Below are 17928 nucleotides of genomic sequence, written 5' to 3' on the forward strand. Positions count from 1 at the left end.
CGACTCGGCAACATAATATTATCCAGCTAAAGTTGTGAGGAAAGTGATAATCACTTAATTGAAGAACCATTTATATAATTATTAAGCCGAGGCACCAGCCTATCTAATGCCACGACGAATAATATAGTTAATAAAAAAGTAGATACAAGATGAATAAAAGAATTGTAAAACTGGATTTTATTCAATGCCATTTTAGCAATTGGGAGAAAAAGTGGATGAAACAAATAAATACCAAGTGAATACTTTTCCCCAAGATCAGAAAGCAAATTTCTACTTAAAGTCACATTAGCGCAGCACAACAACAATACAATTGCAACAAAGGCAGAAAAAAGTGGGAATTGCCTTTCCATTCCATTGTATCCAGTGAAATATCGCAACAATGACATTTCACTAGCGATCATAGCAAAACCAAATACTAGTAGAGCCAAGGCTAGAGATAGCGAAAAACGGGGTTTAATTTTCGCCACATACCAACCGATATATACCAAAGGGAATGCAAGCAAAAATCTAAAATAGTAAAAGAACCCTTCTCCATGCCCCAAAAATGCAAGTACATCTGCTAACCAGGTTAATAAAATCATTAGTAATGACACAGTCAAGCCAGTTGAGATCTTGAAATTATCAATCACTAACCGGGTTAATAACATACCTGTAATCAATGATGGCAAAAACCATAGATGGAAGTAATTTCCATAAACCAAGCTATCAAGAGAAAATAGAGATGCTGCAATCTGCACAAACGAAACAGGGCCATGTTCCATTTTCTTCAGAATGGCATAAGGTATAAAAATAACAGATGCCACTATGAATATCCAAATGAGTTTATTAATTCTTTTAGAGTAATTATCTACATTCTTGATGCCAATAAAATAACCAGAGAGCAAAAAGAAGAAAGGCAAAGCCCATCTAGACAAAGCACGAAACATTTCACCAAACTGTTGTGAATAATCGTTGTAATAACCAACATGTACCGCGACAATAAAAAAACAGGCAAAAAATCTTGCTATATCGAATGATGAGTTTCTCATAGGAATTAAACCCAAATATAATTCAAGCTAGTATTTCAAACATATTGATATCAAAATGATCGAATTTAATATCCAATTACAAAACGACTCTTTTTCCCTAGCAACCTTTTTAGGAAACTTGCAACAAAAACACACGCAACAACAATTGCAAGCACAAGCAATGGATATACAAGCCATGGATATTCAAAAACTGAATCTCCCTTGATTTTACGAATCATAAAAAGAGGGATAGCATGTAAGAAAAATATTGCGAAACTAGTATCAGCAATCAAACCAAACCATTTCCACTCTTTCCCTTCCCAACGGTGCAACAAAACCATAAAGAAAAAACAAAGCACCAGCTTCTGGATTAGTTGAATATCAACACCATTAAACTGAAGAAAATCAGAATGATAATTTCCACCCTTGCCTAGAGCAGCTTGTATGTAAGCTAAAGTAATTACGATTAGCAATAACCACAACTCTTTACCAGCCAATGCAACCCATATTTTTTCTTTATGAATAGAGCAAAAAATACCGATTAAATATACCGGGGTAAAGAAAATTACAGATTGAAATACACTGAGATTATCAACTGGCCGTTGTATCAGAATAGCTGCCATTAGACTCAATGCAATCAATACAAGCTGCTGACGCGATAACAACCTAATAAAAGCAATATGCAAAGGCGAGATTAGAAAAGTGACGATGATAAATGGAATATACCAGTAACCATTTAACATTCTCCCAGTCCAGAGATACTGAAAATATGGCAAGATGTATTTAGAAAAAAAATCATCCCCACTTGGCAAAAAGTAGGCGCCGTAATGATCAGACTGAGCAACCACCAACATTAAAATTGGTGCGCAAGATAATACAAGATATGGTATTAATATATTTCTAAATTTGTTAATTATGAATTTCTGATAAACATATTTTTTATAAAAAATATGATGAAACAAAAATCCTGAAATGAATACAAAAAGCGTTGTACCCCCAGCAATAATATTGCCAACGGTTAATGAAAAAATACTGTTGTATTCAACATTTGCGGCTGCAACACTATGGCCAGCAACAATAAAAATAATTGCCAAAGCCCGAAAATAATTGAAGGAATTAAGATACATGCCGATTATCCTTTTGGAATATTTTTAGCAGGCACTCCTACAGCAATATGATTCGATGGAATGTCTTTAATCACGACTGCATTAGCGCCAATATCAACATTATCCCCGATTGAAACTTTTCCTAAAATTTTTGCACCTGCACCAATATTGACGTTATTGCCAATAACCGGCGCATCGAGCGGATGGCTAATATGACGATTTCCTATGGTTACACCCTGCCTAACCATACAATCATCACCAATCACCGTCTCACCATGTATGATGATTTGACCAAAGTGCTCGATAACAAATCTGCGACCTATTTTGGCATTCACTCCAATATATATACCAAAAAATATTTCACATAATTTTGATAAAATTAAATGAATAAATCCCCAAGGCCATCTTATTATTTTTGATTTATATTTAAACCTAGCATGCCCAAACCTGTAAACTTGCAACGCCCAAAAACCCTGAGCTAAAAACCCCTCTCTATGTGCTCTATAATCTTCTAAAAACATTCACAACCTCAACCCTAACGAATAAATCTATCTTGAAAATAATAAACGAGTGCAACTGGAATCAGCAAAAGGTTCAATAGATAAATATTTAGGCTAGAAAATGTTGATCTTTTCAAAAATGCAGCCTCACCCAAATGCAAACTATAACGTATATACAAAATTGCATATTTAATAAAGGGCTTAGGTGCATACTTAAAGTAATCAAAATCCCGATTTAGCAACTGCAAGAAATAATCTTTTACCAGTGCCTTACGTTTTGGATTTGCTCTTGTAACTTGATTACCAGAGTCTTGGTAATAAATCCTCAGAACTTGATTGATACACCTAATTTTATATTGACGAGCTATTGCATCCCAAACAATGTTCTCAGGGACAAATCTAACGTGTGCATTATCTTCGGGGAATGGGTACTGTTTAAGTACCTCTGTTCTGTGAAATCCCCACCGCTCCCCTGGGAGTCTATGTTTGTAATTCAGACTTAATGCATCTGTATCAAAGGGAGAGCTCGGAAAAGGATCACCGGAAATTTGTCCATTGTCATACTTTGCAAGCACAACAATACCAGTGTAACTAGATTTATCCTCGACTTCCTCCCAGGCCTCCAGCATTGTCTGCAAAGCATCCGCGGTGAAGCCATCATCCGAATCAATTACCAAAAAAAGGCTTCCCCTGGCAGCTTGAACCGCACGATTAAACGCTACATGCTTGCCACTATTTTTCTGATACAGATTAATGATAGGAAAGTCTGCTTCAGACTGCCATTTCTCTATTAAATTCTGCGTACCATCCGAGGAACCATCATCTACAATAATCCACTCAAAATTCCGATATGTCTGCAGTTTCAAGCTGTCATAAACTCGATGCAGAGTATGCTCTCGGTTGAATGTGGGTGTAAAAACTGTGTAAGTAAATTGTTGCGCTACGGTCATTATTCAGCTCGCAATACTGCTTTATATGTTTGTGCAACACGCATAGCGATGTGGTCATAACCACGATGTTGCTCTATGTATATCCTTCCTCGATCGCCCATTGCTTTTCCCGATTCGGGGTCATCCAAGATGCTCATAACTGCCTTGGCAAAATGCTGTGCATCCAGGGGAACACATAGGCCTCCCTGACTTTCTTTTAATATTTTTTTCTGATCAGGATTATCATTAGCCACCACTGGCAAGCCTATGGCCATATATTCCACGGCCTTGGTAGGCGAAGCACTATCGAGCAGAAAGCTTCTTGGAAATGGCGAGATGCCAATCTCGGCAGCAGCAACATAGCCCCATGCAATTTCTGCGGGTTGCCAGCCTGTCCACAGAACATCATCGCCTACCCCATACGATTGCGCTTGTTCCCTCAACCATGAGGCATGTGCTTTATCTTCCGTGTCTCCAGCCAGCACCAGCATGACATCTGGGTATTGCTGTTTGATGATTGCAAGCATTGCAAATAGCACTTCTATACTTCTTGCTCTGTCTTGCGTCCCTAGATAGACCAGAACTCTTTTATTCAGCAACTTAGCATCAGCTATTGGCAAAATCTTATTAGTTTGGGAAACCTCAAGATCCACGCCCATAGGTACAGGTGTCATTTTGTTTCTGGCTATACCATAAGCAGCAACATCCTCAACCATCTGATCGCTTTGTACAAAGATGTGTTCACATCTCGGAAAGATAAAGCGATAAAGCAAATGCTGGCCAATCTTGCCCTGTATCAATGGGAACCAATATTTTAAACCTGCTCGTGGCCCTCTAGCGCGAGCGCGAAATACTTGGCCTTCTGATTGTGGAAAAGACATCCAGTAAATAAAAGGAATGTTTCTCCATTTGGCTATTATTAATGCTACAGCTCCGATGACAGGCATATCCCTGACTTGAACAGCAGAATATTCTTCTAGTGGAGCTTTAATTAGTCCCCAAAGTGTGCAAATACTTTTGGAGAAGTAATACAAAATTTTATTTTTAGGAGCTTCGAATAAATATTCCGATCCCCCTTGCCAATCAGCCTTGCCCTCACCTCGCTCTGTCAATAGCGAGGCTTGGACATCATACCTTGGGAGATATTTACCAAAGAGCACAGCAACATCTGCACGAAACGTTGGCCAAGCTTCCGCCATAAGGAAGAGGATCTTAACCTTGGACTTCATACGGACCAGTCTGAAGTTTTGCAGCAGCTTGATGATGCTGTTTGTATAAATAGGCAAGATAGCCAAGCATGCATGAGTAGATTATTTCCAATCCAATCAAACTCAACATATCCTGAGAATAGTCGATCAACAGTACAAACAGTGCAATGCTAACTTGTATAGCAAGCAGGTCGGCTTTGACTTGAGTGTCATTCGTTAAGCGATATAGCTTATTGGCTAGTAACCACGCACAAGCAAAGATCGCGATATAAATAATCGCTCCAACAATCCCCAAATCCCAAAGCAAAGTTGAAAGTGCCGTCAGATTGATACCATAGCCGGGGAACATCAAGCCTATATGTCCAGAAATCTGGCCAAGATATGAGCTTCCTATACCGTTACCAAAAAAGAAAGCCAAAGGGTCAGATAGGCTTTGTTGGTTGTACCAGAAAGACAGCACTGTGGTTCGGTTAAGAAAGGACTCACCATATTTACCATCAGAAAAGTTATAGCTTATTGTTCCTTCAAGCACTTCGGAGATCGTGCTGTGCATGATGAGCTCTACATACACATACAACAGCATCAAGGTGACCAATGCACCTGCAGCAAGTACAGGTAAATACTTAACTGGTGATCTCATAGCATCGTGTCTGATCAAGATAAACCAGGCCATAGGCACCATCACTACCGCAATTTTGGTTTCACCCAAGCCCAACGGTAGCAATAATATAAAGCCCAAGCCCAGCATCCACTTGGTGTCAATCAAGCCATTTCGCCATCTAGAAAAAATAAAGGAAAAGATAATCAGCAAAAACACGACCATCACCACATTGGGGCTGCCCCCTTCCATGTTTGCGCCAAAGGTGCCCGCCACCACATCGGTTGCAAAACTGTTCAATTCCAAACCACCACGTTGTGGCACGAGGATAAGCAATTCATACAGCGCAAATGGCAGTTGCAGCATCGCTACACCCAATAAAACCTTTTGCCAAAGACTGATATCTTTCTTGGTGAGAGGCAAAAAGGCTAATGCCAGCAACAGGCCATACACTTGGAAATAGCGTTTGAATCCCCCCACAAACTCAGCAAAGCCACTCCAGTTCAAGAGGCTGCTGCCAACGGCATAAAGCATAAAAATGAATGCCAGCCAGATAAACCAGGGCACTTTTCGTTCACGTTTGTTGAACATCATCAAGAGCGCAGGAAGCAGCAATGACATACCCAGCAAGGCCATCGCCCAGGGCAACTTGCCCGACAAAGGCCCAATCATGGAAACCAGTACACCTGATACCAGCCCCAACGAGAACAGCAAGGTAATAGAAATCTTGGGTAATGCAATCAAGAAAATGCCGCCGACCACTCCTATGGTCAACACCACAATCATGGGATTAGCTGTCGTTGCAACCAATCCAAAGATCATTGCAAAGAAAGCAATCCCTATTAACAAACCTATCTGGCCCAATAAAGCCATCGGATTCATCCTCGCTTTCATATTTTCTCCACTCTTTTAACTGCCTGTAAGAACACAGGCTTGATCTGACTCCAGAGGTGTACCAATCCTGCTGCCTTGGCGCTCTCACTCATCACATCAATTTGTGATTTTGACTGGTACAGCGCGACAATGGCCTCTGCAAGAGCTGGAGCATGATATGCAAAAATGATGCCATTGCTGCCACTGACGACGTATCTCGTGTGCGTGCGGATATCGCTGGCGAGTATTGGTAATCCTGCGACAAAATATTCAAACAACTTGGTTGGTGGATTGAATCGCCACCATGGCCTATCTTCCCAAAGACAGATTCCTGCATCGGCATTTGCCAGCATTGCCGGTATGGCTGCCCCTGGCACTCGGCCATGAACCTCGAGATAGTCAGCTAAATGATGCGTATCAATATAGGATTGGCAGATCTGTAGTTGCTCTGCATCGGCTCCAACCATGCTCAACTTTACCGGTATGGATTGTTGAGCAACGATGTTCATTGCCTCCAGCATGACATCCCTGCCTCGTGGAATACTAATGCTGCCCACATATATAAGACATAATTTGTCACCAGTAGGTGACGATTTTTGTACCTGGGCAAAGCAGTCATCCACACCCATGTAGATCATGTTGACTCTGGATGGCTGGCAACCTCGTTTCAGCAACTCATCCCGGTGCTCTTCGCCTATAGGCATCACGATATCTGCATGGCGAGCACCCATAAATATAAGATGATGCAAAGCCACAGTTATCAGGTAACGCAGCGACTTGCTCTCAGGCAAGTGAATCAAATTGGTTGGATGCTCATTCCAATACAAGCAGGTTGGTATATTCCCCACCATCATGACGATAGGCGCAGCACTGGAATGCAGTAAAACGGCAACATCAGGCTGATTTTTCCTAATGATGCGCGCAGCAAGCCAGAGGTATTTCAGCCATCCCAGCTTTCCATGGAAACGACCGATGGCAATATATTCAGCACCGGCTATCTGAAGCTCGGTCTGCGTCAAGACATCCTGACTGATGATGGTCAGCTCGTATTGCTCTGCCAGGGCCTGGATACGATAGGAAAAGTCCAAAAACCCTGGCTGATGCTGGGAAAAGCAAGTGACAACCACACATTTCTTTTTACTAGTCATGTGCGTACAGCCTCACTTTTTTCAAAATATGCTTCAAACATTTTTATTTTTGGCAGCAAACAAAAGATATTGAATGCCTATCCAGACTTCCTTAGGCAAGAAATGCCATCCAAAGCATTTGGCAGACTTCATCCATTGAATAAAAGTCTTCGCTTTCCTTGGATAACTGACTAATATTTTTGTATAGAACGCCCCTCGTCCAGCTAGATATGAGGATTCAATCTTGATGCGATCGGCTTCTGTTCTTCTCCGATGATGATGGTAAACCACGATATCGGGACTGTATTTTCCAGCCTTGCCTACCTGCAGTGCCCGATAAACGGCGTCGCAATCCTCCGAAGGAAAAGGTGTACCTGATCCCATGCAGGGATCAAACCCATCCATCGCAATCAATATGTCCTTGCGAAAACTGAAATTGGCACCATGAAGACCGCCTGGACCGATAAAGGAATAAGCGGGATAAAACTGCGGTGTCTTATCTACCTTAATCGTGATGGGTAAATCTTGAGGATCAAACAGCTCAACACGCCCACCGACAAAGCCAATATTGTTGTCGGCAAACTCAGCCAGCACTTTGTCGATGAAGTTAGGCTCCGGGTAACAATCATCATCAGTGAAAGCTACTATTTCCCCCTGCGCCTGCCTCCATCCTGCATTTCTGGCTCGTCCCAAGCCAGGCAGAGATTCATAAACGACACGCACGGGGACACTGGCCCGGTTCGCATATTCTGCAAGCAACTCTGCCGTATTATCAGTACTGGCATTGTTGACCACGATAAGCTCCCAAGAAATCGTCGTCGATATCTTGTCCAGAGCTGAAAAAAACGGCTGTAAAAATGCGGCTCTATTGCGGGTACAAATCACGACTGAGATGACAGGCTGAGTATTCATCATGATAACGATCTCTGTGTGGTTAATTCATTCACAGCTTTGGATAAGGCTTCTACCATATTCGAATCAGAATCAATGATCCGAATGCTGGCCTGCCCATGCGTCCATTCCTTGTGAAAACCGCTCAGTTTTTTATTGTTGTTATCAAGAATAATATTGGGTTTTCCTAGCAAGATACTCAGAATATGTGCATGCAACCGGTCTGTGATGACTATGTCACCTTGTGATAATTTTTTAATGCCCCGCTTTTTTCTGGCATTCGCCAAGGCATTCCACAGGGGTAATAAAATTCTGTTGGCAGTGGGATGATGGCCTAAAAATTTTCGCAGCCTGTACTCAACTTTAATAATCCACTTTTCCAAAGCACTTTCATCCAACCAGTCTGTTTCCGCCAGTGCAACACCAGCGTTTTGACGTAATTGCTCCCCTATCCCGAGATGCAGCTTTTCTTTATCGGTACGAGATAAAAACACAGCACTACCCTTTATGGCCTGTGGTGAATCCAGTGATCCCATCATGAATGCCATGTCAGGGCAAAGGTGGACCGGGCTGGCCAGTGCAGATTTCATCAAGTCGTAACTGGCTCGGTCACGCACCAACAAGGTCACCTCGCCATGCTGTTGGATAATGTGCGCGGTCTTGGCGACATCCTCTTCCTGTGCGTAAAACACAGACTGAGGGAATTGCACAATCGGCAGGCTGGGAAAAGCCTGGATGATGCTTTCACGATTTGCCTGGAATTGCGGCCACACCGTACCAAAGTTGCCACCTCCGTGCAACAGGATGAAGTCGAGGTCAGCCTCTCTCTGCTTGATCAGTGCAATATCATTCATCCCCAATGTAGAGACGAGCTCGATCTTGCACTTTCTCTCTTCGAGATAGGCAACTTCACCAAGCCAGATCAGGCAGTCACCGACGTTGGTATGGTAGGGATAGTCCAGCAGGGCTACACGAGCGCCTTCAAAAATAATGGGGTCAAGAACCGCGCGAATTTTTTGCTGTAAATCATTAACCAGAGATGAATACATAATGGCCTATTGAATGTGTAGGGTTGCGCGTATGCGCTTGAAATATTGCTTATAGCCAAGCAGGGCAATCACCATGATGATCAGCATCACCAATCCTGTATTAACACTCATATAAACAAAGCGATTATCCAGAAGGCTGGAATCCAAGACGCCCATGAGCGCATTCACGCCAAAAGCCGCTACCAGCACAATCAGACCCAGCAGGAGACTAGGCAACAATCCCAGGAAGTAATCCTGCAGCCTGAAGCCTATGAGCCTGCGCGCCAGTAATAAGCTCAGCGGGAATACGGCCAATACTTTAAGCGGGAACATCCAGGCAACTGCTGACACACCAAACGGCGCAAGCAGGAATAAACTGAGCAGTGCAGCGGCTGCAGCATAGGTCATGAGTAGCATGAAGGCCTTGTTGCGGCCTTGCGCCAACAGACTGAAACCGCTAAGTCCACTGTATCCAACCAAAATACCGCTAATGCACATAATCTGGAAAATGGTGCTACTCGCCTGCCATTGCTCACCAAATACGACCGGTATCCACTCCCCGCCCAGTGCGAAAGCGAGCGCAAACACGGGAATGGTAATCAGGGCAGCAAACTGCACCGCGCTAAGGAAAAATGCCTTAAATTTTTCAGGATCAGTCTTCACTCGACCAAACGCTGTGGCTACCACGCTGGTAACAGGTTGCACTACCCCCTCATTCACCACCTGATAGACGCGTAGGGCAATAGAGTAGAACCCCAGCTCCTGCATACCAATAAAACTTCCAATAATGACGGCGTCTGCCTTTTGGGTGATGACATCCAGTATGCGGCTACCGACAATGCCCCATCCGCCCAGAAAGGCAAATTTGACTGCATGGAGATTAGGCCTGCTGGGCAGCCAGCGGCTGTAATAAAAAAACAGCACCAGGTCAAAGAATGCCTCAATGATCTGCTTGAACACCAGGCTCCAAATACCAAAGCCTTTATACGCAAGGGATACTGCGACAACCGCACCGAATAAAATGGATATCAGGGAGCGTATGGCCAGCTTCTTGAACTCCATGCGCCGACGCAGGATGGCCTCTGGAATTTTGATCGCTGCCATCAAGGGCAGCGTTGTGATGAGCGCGAGCATGGCCATCTGGGCATCTGGCTGCGTAGGATCAATCTCCCAGATGCCAAAAAATACCACAATAGCCAAGGTGAAAGACATGAGCAGGGTAATGCCCATTTGTAACCACCAAATGGAGGCATCGACTTCAGCGGCTGTGTCGTTATAGACAACGTATTCAGCCAAGCCTAAGTCGCCAACGATGCCAATCAGTGCCAGCCAGCCCAAGATGAACATGACGACACCGATTTCGGCAGGACTCAACAATCTTGCCAGCACCAGGAAGACGCCTAGTGTAGTGACTCTTACTCCCCAGCTTCTAAGGCTGGACCAGAAGACTCCAAGAATAACTGCAGATTTGGGGGGGGATGCCATAAATTTTTATTTCATTTGCAGTCATAGAAATCAGCTAAGGCCTAAGCAAAAGCTATTGAACTTTGCTGCCAATCAACAGTTGGCGTTTATCAGGCGCAATGCCAGAAATCATTTTTTTTGCAAACTCTTCCTGTAAGACGTAGGCATCCTTGGTCTGGGAAGTGATATTGGATATACGAATCAAGAAGCCATCCGGCACTTCATGACGCAAGGTATATTCAAATTTGACCTTCTTCATATCCCAGGCCGTACTGACTACCCGATCACCAATGATGACCCAGTAAGTGATGGGTTCGTTACGCAGGCCTTTAGTGGCAAGCAGTTTGGCTGCGGGAATATCGCCATAAGGGGTATTGAGAATCTGGAGTTCTTTTTTACCTACAGCAAAACCTTGTCCCTGATAGCACCCTTCCGGCAAATGGATTGCCAGGCTATCACTCTGATCTTGACCATAGGCGATGGACAGCATGATGCGCTCACCCGCAGCGTTGATATATGTGCGCGACAATGTCTGGGCATAAACCTTATCCAGAGCGGCTTGCACGTCAGGGCTGACCATGGGCATGGGAACAGGATCTTCCTGCCAGTCTTCGAATGACTTTGGAATCAAGTCCTCAAGGGAGATCACCGGCCCCTTGTGCTCGAGCTTACCTGAGGGCTTCAACTGATAGCTAACTAGAAACGCAAGCAGCATCGCGATAAAGATCGACAGATTTCTTAATATGATTTTATTCATACAGTTTTACGCAGCAGCTTTACGCGACCTAAATTTTTTCTCAATAAATTGCAAGATGGTATCAATCCAAATGATCAACATCAGGGCAACCACGAATAACAGCATCCCGGCAAAACCATGCATAAAGCCCTGGCCGGCAGCATCACCAAAATAGTAGGTGATCAGCGTCAAGGTAATCACCCGAATCACATTCGCAGTGAATGAGATAGGAATAATCAAGATCGCCAAAGTCACATTACGGAATATGGAACTGCTACGGATAATGTTGAGGTAGAGCAGACCCAACGCTTCCAAGGAGACCAAAGTGTGCAAGCCAGCGCAAGCATCTGCTACCAATAGTTGATACTGGCCAATTTGCAGCACCACCCCACTTCTTGCAATGGGGTAATTCAAGGCATACAACAAATACTCTGCTACATATGACACCGCAATTTTCATCGGCAGTGTAACGCTATCCACGATAAAACCAGGTAGGGGGATCATGAATACCAAGAAGAACAATGCAAACCAGAAAGTTCTAATAGCGATCCAACCGCGTGTAATCAGGAAAATGCCAGCTAACACCAGAATTTGCGAGCCTAATTCGAAAATCTGAATTTCGAATACACGTCCAACTATATACAGCAGCAATCCAAGAAGCAGCACTAGCCAGCCACTTAAAGGGGCAGGTTTTCCCCCAGAACTTTTCTGGAAGAAAAATGCTCTGTCTATCCAGAATAAATAAAGCACCACCATGACAATAATAGGACCATGGGCTTGATCCTGATCTCGCCAGGTTGTCTGTACCATCCCCTGATAGACCACTGCATACATCAACACCAGTCCCAGCAGGATTGGCAATGTCCTGACTAATACAGGCAGCCAACCCTCCGGCATTAACTTACTGGACAAAGTATTCATATTAGAAATCTACTAACACTGTTCCAACAATGCGCGAACCATTGGCCGCCAATTGCTCAGCTGCCACTTCAGTATCTGCCAACTTGGTGTAGTGCTTACGATTCACAATCACCGCACCGCCTATTACTGAAGCAATGGAGTACGCATCTGGACCGGATGTAAATGCAGGAACATCAAATAAAACAACGTCATACTCCAGCGTCAGATCCGCGATTAATCTACGGAATTGAGAGCGACTTACCAACTCATGAGGATTAGGCGGAATAGTACCGGCACCTAATACCGATAGGTTTTCGAAGGCGTTAATGGAAGCAATGACATCCTTATTGGCACGGCTAGCCAAGATGTCGGAAAGACCGCGCTTCTCCTGGATATCAAAAATTTCCTGCTGCCTTGGGCTTCTCAGGTTGGCATCAATCAACAAAGTGTTTTCGCCAAGCTGTGAGAAAGCCACTGCGAGGTTGGCCGCAAATACACTGCCACCATCACCACTGTTGACAGCAGCCAAGGCTAGGGCCTTTTTGTCTTTTCCAAACCAGTGCAGCATGAGTTGGCTACGAATGGCGCGATAGACCTCTGCCTTGGCACTAAATGGTTGATAGGCCATGACTAATTCAGCAGCAAAGCTATCTTGCTCAGGCATTAAATATGGGTAATCAAACTGCCTGGACAAAACCTCTTGAATATCAGCATCTGTTACAAGACCTAAATTCTTTGCAGCTTCACCAAAGCGGATACCATGATCCTTATGCAAGGCCATGATGCGTTCAGCATCTGCAGGAGTAATTTTCCCCATGCGTAACAGCAGGCTGCCAATACTAAATTCAGAGAACGCGTCCACTTTTAGTAAATCTGAGGGTTGTTGATTTTCTACTGAGTTACTCATAACGATTTCAACCTCAAGGTATTTGACTTTTTCGAGCTACGGCCAAGCAAACCAAAAATACGTTTCTTTCTGAGCAAAGCATCTTTAGGTAACACTCCCAGCACTGGCACATTAGGAATGAAGTTCAGATCTTCTGGCGAGCGAACTTTTCTATCAAGAAGCTCAGTCAGCAATGCAATACCCACACCTAAGATGGAACCCAAAATAATAGAAAGCAACACATTCAACAGCATCTTGGGACTGTTAGGCTGCCTACTAGGAACAGCCGCATTCAACACTGAAATATCCGACTGGTTGGATTGACCTTCCATATTGTTCTGAGTGAAGCGTTGTGTAGCCACGTCATAAGCACGTTGTGCATTTTCGATCTCACGGGTAAAGGATGCCAATGCATCACGGTTACGGTTGAGCTCAAGTACCTTAGCTCTCTGTGCCTCAAGAGCGGCCCTGATTTCTCCCTCGCGCTGTTGCAAGATTTTAGAGTTAGTCGCTACGCTGCCCGAAGCATTACTGATTTGCCTGGCAAGATCAGCCTTGATTTTTTCAATTTCGGCCTGTGCACCTTGGTAAGAAGGGTGGTTCTTGCTGAATTTCTGAGAAATATCGGCAAACTTTGATTCTGCGCGTGCCAGATCTGTTTTCAGAGCCTGCACCAAAGGATTAGCAATCACATCAGGCGATTCCAGTGCACCTTCACCTGTCGCATTTCTTTTCCTGGAAAGGGCTTCCATAGTCTGTGACTGGGCCATGACCAACTGCGTGGAAAGTTCGTTCAAGCGTGAGCGCTCTACATCCAGGCGCTCATCCACACTGATGATGCCTTTCTCCTGCTGATAGTCATAAAGCTTTTTTTGAGCAGCTTCAAGATCAGCTTTTAGAGTGGTGATTTGGCCAGTGAAATATTCAGCGGCTTTCTTAGAAGGATCGACCTTCAACTGAATATTGGTTTTGATATATGCATTAGCAAAAGCGTTAGCAATAGCCGCTGCAAACTGCGGGTTGGTACCGCTAAAACTGATATCAATAACGCTGCTGGTTTTTGATGGATTGACGTCCAGATTTTTCAGCAAAAGGTTGGAAAGCCAATCGTAGATATCACCTTCCCCTTGTGTTGCCTGTTGAAAACTCTGCTGCACAGATGGACTATCCACCAGCCCGAGATCTTCAATCACTTTCCTTGCGACATGCTTGCTAGAAATGATATCAGCCTGGGTCGCCATATAACCTGGCATAAGCTGGGCTGGCATCGCCAAACCCGTCACTGGGTCAGCACCCTTATAATTCACAATCACCGTCGTATTGGATTTATAGGTTTTGGCCAGCAGCATACTGACGATGACCGCTGTCGCAATCGTCACAAACAATACAAACAATATGATCTTGTAGCGCGCGCGGAGGATCAGCAAAAATTGGGAAATACTCATAATTGGAACCTTAACTGAAAAACTATCTGGATTAGAACAAGCTTTCCCTGACGTAAATCACGTCATCCGGTCTTACTAAGTCATCGTGTTTTGCATCGATAACTTCGATTGAACCTTCGGCATTCCTGCGCTTGATTTTTACGCCGCGCTCAGTACCTCGGGCAGAAAGACCACCACCGACAGACAAAGCCTGCAGTACTGTCATGTTTTTCTCAAGGCGATATTGACTGGCACGCTGCACTTCACCATAAATATAAAATTTCAAGTATTTCTCAACGTAGAGAATGTCACCTGCAACGATATTGACATTCTCGCTAAGATCACCCGAGATCAACATTTTGGGCAGATCAATCACTTGACGTGTCGTTGTGCCATCCTTGGTGCGGATCAAGGTGATCAAATCGCCGGCTTCAGGAGAAAGACCACCTGCTGTTGCAAGCAGATCAGCCAAGGTACGCTCACCTTCCAAAGGATATCTTCCAGGACGATAAACTTGACCAAGAACGGAAATCTGCTGACTTTGCAACTGGGTCACAATCACATTGACATGAGGATTACGTAAAAAACCGCCGGATTCGAGAAGGCCAGCAATTTTTCGTTCCGCAGCGGCAGCTGTATCACCACCTACCACCACTTCACCAATCAATGGATAAGTAATGGAGCCCGTCTCACTGACGCGCACTTCCAGTGACAAATCCGGCTGCTCAAATACGGATATTCTCAAGACATCACCAGGACCCAAGGGAATATCACTATTAGCGGCAAACGCAGTGAAAGTTATGAAAAATTGCAATGTAATTAGAATTTTAATAAAGTTATTCATGGCGACTCACTATCAAAAGATGTTAAATAAGTTACTTAAGCCCACTAATTCCACTACCAATATCATCATCTTTCTTAGATGAAGGTTTTACTGGCTTTTCTTCAGATTTAACTGTCGCTGACTCCGGTTGCACCGACTTTTCAAAGTATTCAATTTTTGCATTCGAACGTAAATCAGCTATTTCACGCTCACCAACTTCCTTGCGTTTTTTGTTCAACAGCAATTGCTCAATTTGAGGAGCAGCATCTGCCAATGACACACTGCTGTCTTTGATATTGTCCATCAAGACCAACATTGTTCTAGGACCCATACCGATAACAAACAATTGCCCCCGGCGAGCATCCTTAAGCCTTTCAGAAATCTGAGGAGGCAGTTCTGCAATACTGCGAGAGACTTCGCCACGATCATATTGAATACCCTTGGAATCAAGCCAAACAGCAACTTCCTGTAGGGTCTTGAAACCACCTATAGCAGACTTGAACTCGTCATTAATATGACGCGAGTCAATCAGCAACTGCTCCATCTCAACCAATTTTCGCTCGCTGTAAAGTTGCGGGTTTTGGTTATAGAAATTCTCAATTTCGGATTTTTCAGGTTTATTCACACCTGCCACCTTAGATTGCAAGTAGGCCTGGGCAATGATTTGTGATTTGGCACGTTCAATGGTTTGCATCACATTGGGGTCACGATCCACTTTGGCTTTTAACGCTGCCTGTTCAAGCAATTGACGATCAACTAGGGCATTGAGTATTTGCTTGGCTGCCGCATCTTTTTGAGCAGGCTGCACATTTGCACGACTCAGCTCTTCATTCAGTTGGTGAACTGTGATCTCCTTGCCGTTGACGTTGACAAGAGCCTGGGTTGCCTTGCTGTCGTGCTCCTTGTTACCACACCCTGACAATGCAGCAGCAACTACCAAGGCTAGCAATGCACTACTAGTAAGTTTTGACCATTTATTCATTGTGATTCCGTCCTGGGTATTCAAATTTAAATCTCCTCAAAATTCCGCAAAACCACCATTAATAGGCATTATCTTTTTTGAAAACTACTAACACGGTCCGAACGATTATCCAGAAATCGAATGCCAAGGACCAATGACGCAAGTAATCCAAATCGTATTCAATACGAGCTTCCATTTTATCCAGCGTCTCAGTCTCGCCGCGCAGACCATTCACCTGTGCCCAACCGGTGATTCCTGGCTTCACCTTATGCCTGAGCATATAGCCACGGATTAATTTACGGTATTGCTCATTATGTGCAATCGCATGAGGTCTCGGACCAACAATACTCATCTGCCCTTGAAGCACATTGATAAATTGCGGCAATTCATCCAGCGAATTCTTGCGTAGAAAACCACCAATCGGCGTTAATCGCTGATCTCGCTTCTGGGCCTGAACTACTTTATCCCCATCCTCCATGACGCTCATGGAACGAAACTTGTACACAATAATGGCTTCACCATTCAAACCATATCGGCGCTGCTTGAAGATCACTGGACCTTTGGAGGTCAATTTCACTGCCAACGCTATAGTCAACATGATAGGTGAAAGCATTAATAGGATAAGCGAGGCCAGAATAATGTCACTAGTCCGTTTGATTAAGCTGTTGAAGCCAGTGAAAGGGGTTTCGAGAATCGCCACGACCGGAACCCCAGCCACGTCATCAAATCGTGCTTGCACCAAATCGAATATATAAATGTCTGGGACAAAATAAATTGATGCCGTTGTATCTTGCAACTCCTCAAACAATTGCCGGATCCGCGGCTGAGCCGACATCGGCAAACTGATGAAAATGATCTGTGTGTTGTTTGCACGTACATAGGGAGCTATGTCAGCCATGGAACCAAGTAGCGGCACGTTACGCATGCCCTTTGGATGCCTTGCTACTTCCCTATCATCAAATAGACCTTTCACCTCCATGAAGAGATATGGATCTTCATTGATGCGATTCACCAATCGAACTCCAATGTCATTGGCTCCTACAATTACGACTGATCGCACCTCCCCATTCTTGTGCAAATCAGAAGCTATCTTACGCATTGCCAAATGTGCCACGATCAAAATCAACGGCACACTGACAAACCAGGCATAAATCATTGCATCAAGATATTGACTGGACAAATCAGCTGCATATCCAATGAATATGAGAACTGCAACCACGATCCCCCAGCCAAAGAGGATATCTCGCATATAACCCAACACCTTACCGCTACGCCATGTCCGGTAAAGATCTAGACGCTCATAAACATTTGATGAAACAAAATATGCCAGCAATGCAAGGATCAAGTAATAGCCATTGAATGGTTCACCGTAAAGCAAAGTAAACCCATACAGCGTTCCCAAAATGATTAAGGGATCAAGCAGTTGCTTGAAAAACGCGACTAAAGGAATGTCGTTAACTGTCATTA

At 44.1% G+C, this 17928-nt stretch carries 17 protein-coding genes; all 17 read right to left on the bottom strand.

The window, feature by feature from the left end; all coding sequences use genetic code 11:
• Positions 1-50: 50 nt before the first annotated feature.
• The gene (locus ACW4YW_RS10410) at positions 51-1028 is read right to left on the bottom strand and encodes an acyltransferase (protein ID WP_457137467.1); all 978 of its coding nucleotides are present in this window, start codon (positions 1026-1028) and stop codon (positions 51-53) included.
• A 65-nt stretch (positions 1029-1093) separates the two neighbouring features.
• Positions 1094-2134 carry an acyltransferase family protein gene (locus ACW4YW_RS10415; RefSeq protein WP_457137468.1) on the bottom strand — a complete coding sequence of 347 codons (1041 nt, stop codon included), beginning with the start codon at positions 2132-2134 and terminating at the stop codon, positions 1094-1096.
• 5 nt (positions 2135-2139) lie between these two features.
• Positions 2140-2634: a serine O-acetyltransferase gene (locus ACW4YW_RS10420; protein ID WP_457137469.1), complete on the bottom strand. Its 495-nt coding sequence runs from the start codon at positions 2632-2634 to the stop codon at positions 2140-2142.
• A 14-nt stretch (positions 2635-2648) separates the two neighbouring features.
• Complete coding sequence (locus ACW4YW_RS10425) at positions 2649-3563, bottom strand: glycosyltransferase family 2 protein (protein WP_457137470.1); 915 nt, start codon at positions 3561-3563, stop codon at positions 2649-2651.
• Positions 3563-4771 (bottom strand): glycosyltransferase, encoded by a 1209-nt coding sequence (locus ACW4YW_RS10430; RefSeq protein ID WP_457137471.1) that lies wholly within the window; start codon positions 4769-4771, stop codon positions 3563-3565. The genes ACW4YW_RS10425 and ACW4YW_RS10430 overlap by 1 nt, the downstream gene beginning before the upstream one ends.
• Positions 4755-6242, bottom strand: a complete 1488-nt coding sequence (locus ACW4YW_RS10435) for a hypothetical protein (protein ID WP_457137472.1) — start codon at positions 6240-6242, stop codon at positions 4755-4757. Before ACW4YW_RS10435 ends, ACW4YW_RS10430 begins: the two co-directional genes overlap by 17 nt.
• Positions 6239-7369, bottom strand: a complete 1131-nt coding sequence (locus tag ACW4YW_RS10440) for a glycosyltransferase (RefSeq protein ID WP_457137473.1) — start codon at positions 7367-7369, stop codon at positions 6239-6241. Before ACW4YW_RS10440 ends, ACW4YW_RS10435 begins: the two co-directional genes overlap by 4 nt.
• A 33-nt stretch (positions 7370-7402) precedes the next feature.
• Entirely contained in the window at positions 7403-8263 is an 861-nt protein-coding gene (locus ACW4YW_RS10445) for a glycosyltransferase (protein ID WP_457137474.1), read from the bottom strand.
• Positions 8260-9288, bottom strand: coding sequence for a polysaccharide pyruvyl transferase family protein (locus ACW4YW_RS10450; RefSeq protein ID WP_457137475.1), 1029 nt, complete (start codon positions 9286-9288; stop codon positions 8260-8262). The genes ACW4YW_RS10445 and ACW4YW_RS10450 overlap by 4 nt, the downstream gene beginning before the upstream one ends.
• A 6-nt stretch (positions 9289-9294) precedes the next feature.
• Positions 9295-10752, bottom strand: coding sequence for an oligosaccharide flippase family protein (locus tag ACW4YW_RS10455; RefSeq protein ID WP_457137476.1), 1458 nt, complete (start codon positions 10750-10752; stop codon positions 9295-9297).
• Positions 10753-10804: 52 nt separating this feature from the next.
• Entirely contained in the window at positions 10805-11488 is a 684-nt protein-coding gene (epsI, locus tag ACW4YW_RS10460) for an exosortase-associated protein EpsI, B-type (protein ID WP_457137477.1), read from the bottom strand.
• 6 nt (positions 11489-11494) lie between these two features.
• Positions 11495-12388: an exosortase B gene (xrtB, locus tag ACW4YW_RS10465; protein ID WP_457137478.1), complete on the bottom strand. Its 894-nt coding sequence runs from the start codon at positions 12386-12388 to the stop codon at positions 11495-11497.
• Between the two features lies 1 nt (position 12389).
• On the bottom strand, positions 12390-13274 hold the full coding sequence (gene epsG, locus ACW4YW_RS10470) for a chain length determinant protein tyrosine kinase EpsG (RefSeq protein WP_457137479.1): 885 nt from the start codon (positions 13272-13274) through the stop codon (positions 12390-12392).
• Positions 13271-14698, bottom strand: coding sequence for a chain length determinant protein EpsF (gene epsF, locus ACW4YW_RS10475; protein WP_457137480.1), 1428 nt, complete (start codon positions 14696-14698; stop codon positions 13271-13273). Before epsF ends, epsG begins: the two co-directional genes overlap by 4 nt.
• Before the next feature lie 31 nt (positions 14699-14729).
• A complete protein-coding gene (epsE, locus tag ACW4YW_RS10480) occupies positions 14730-15521 on the bottom strand; it encodes a polysaccharide export protein EpsE (RefSeq protein WP_457137481.1) in 792 nt (263 codons plus the stop codon).
• Positions 15522-15552: 31 nt separating this feature from the next.
• Complete coding sequence (locus ACW4YW_RS10485; RefSeq protein ID WP_457137482.1) at positions 15553-16482, bottom strand: EpsD family peptidyl-prolyl cis-trans isomerase; 930 nt, start codon at positions 16480-16482, stop codon at positions 15553-15555.
• Between the two features lie 58 nt (positions 16483-16540).
• The gene (locus tag ACW4YW_RS10490; RefSeq protein ID WP_457137483.1) at positions 16541-17926 is read right to left on the bottom strand and encodes an undecaprenyl-phosphate glucose phosphotransferase; all 1386 of its coding nucleotides are present in this window, start codon (positions 17924-17926) and stop codon (positions 16541-16543) included.
• Positions 17927-17928 lie beyond the last annotated feature (2 nt).

This window comes from Methylobacillus pratensis (assembly GCF_054072455.1).

Coding starts and splice junctions, on each gene's coding strand:
- ACW4YW_RS10435 (WP_457137472.1), bottom strand. CDS start 6,242: ATGAAAGCGAGGATGAATCCGATGGCTTTATTGGGCCAGATAGGTTTG.
- ACW4YW_RS10455 (WP_457137476.1), bottom strand. CDS start 10,752: ATGGCATCCCCCCCCAAATCTGCAGTTATTCTTGGAGTCTTCTGGTCC.
- epsI (WP_457137477.1), bottom strand. CDS start 11,488: ATGAATAAAATCATATTAAGAAATCTGTCGATCTTTATCGCGATGCTG.
- epsF (WP_457137480.1), bottom strand. CDS start 14,698: ATGAGTATTTCCCAATTTTTGCTGATCCTCCGCGCGCGCTACAAGATC.
- epsE (WP_457137481.1), bottom strand. CDS start 15,521: ATGAATAACTTTATTAAAATTCTAATTACATTGCAATTTTTCATAACT.
- ACW4YW_RS10445 (WP_457137474.1), bottom strand. CDS start 8,263: ATGATGAATACTCAGCCTGTCATCTCAGTCGTGATTTGTACCCGCAAT.
- ACW4YW_RS10440 (WP_457137473.1), bottom strand. CDS start 7,369: ATGACTAGTAAAAAGAAATGTGTGGTTGTCACTTGCTTTTCCCAGCAT.
- ACW4YW_RS10430 (WP_457137471.1), bottom strand. CDS start 4,771: ATGAAGTCCAAGGTTAAGATCCTCTTCCTTATGGCGGAAGCTTGGCCA.
- ACW4YW_RS10485 (WP_457137482.1), bottom strand. CDS start 16,482: ATGAATAAATGGTCAAAACTTACTAGTAGTGCATTGCTAGCCTTGGTA.
- ACW4YW_RS10410 (WP_457137467.1), bottom strand. CDS start 1,028: ATGAGAAACTCATCATTCGATATAGCAAGATTTTTTGCCTGTTTTTTT.
- ACW4YW_RS10425 (WP_457137470.1), bottom strand. CDS start 3,563: ATGACCGTAGCGCAACAATTTACTTACACAGTTTTTACACCCACATTC.
- ACW4YW_RS10420 (WP_457137469.1), bottom strand. CDS start 2,634: ATGTTTTTAGAAGATTATAGAGCACATAGAGAGGGGTTTTTAGCTCAG.
- epsG (WP_457137479.1), bottom strand. CDS start 13,274: ATGAGTAACTCAGTAGAAAATCAACAACCCTCAGATTTACTAAAAGTG.
- xrtB (WP_457137478.1), bottom strand. CDS start 12,388: ATGAATACTTTGTCCAGTAAGTTAATGCCGGAGGGTTGGCTGCCTGTA.
- ACW4YW_RS10450 (WP_457137475.1), bottom strand. CDS start 9,288: ATGTATTCATCTCTGGTTAATGATTTACAGCAAAAAATTCGCGCGGTT.
- ACW4YW_RS10490 (WP_457137483.1), bottom strand. CDS start 17,926: ATGACAGTTAACGACATTCCTTTAGTCGCGTTTTTCAAGCAACTGCTT.
- ACW4YW_RS10415 (WP_457137468.1), bottom strand. CDS start 2,134: ATGTATCTTAATTCCTTCAATTATTTTCGGGCTTTGGCAATTATTTTT.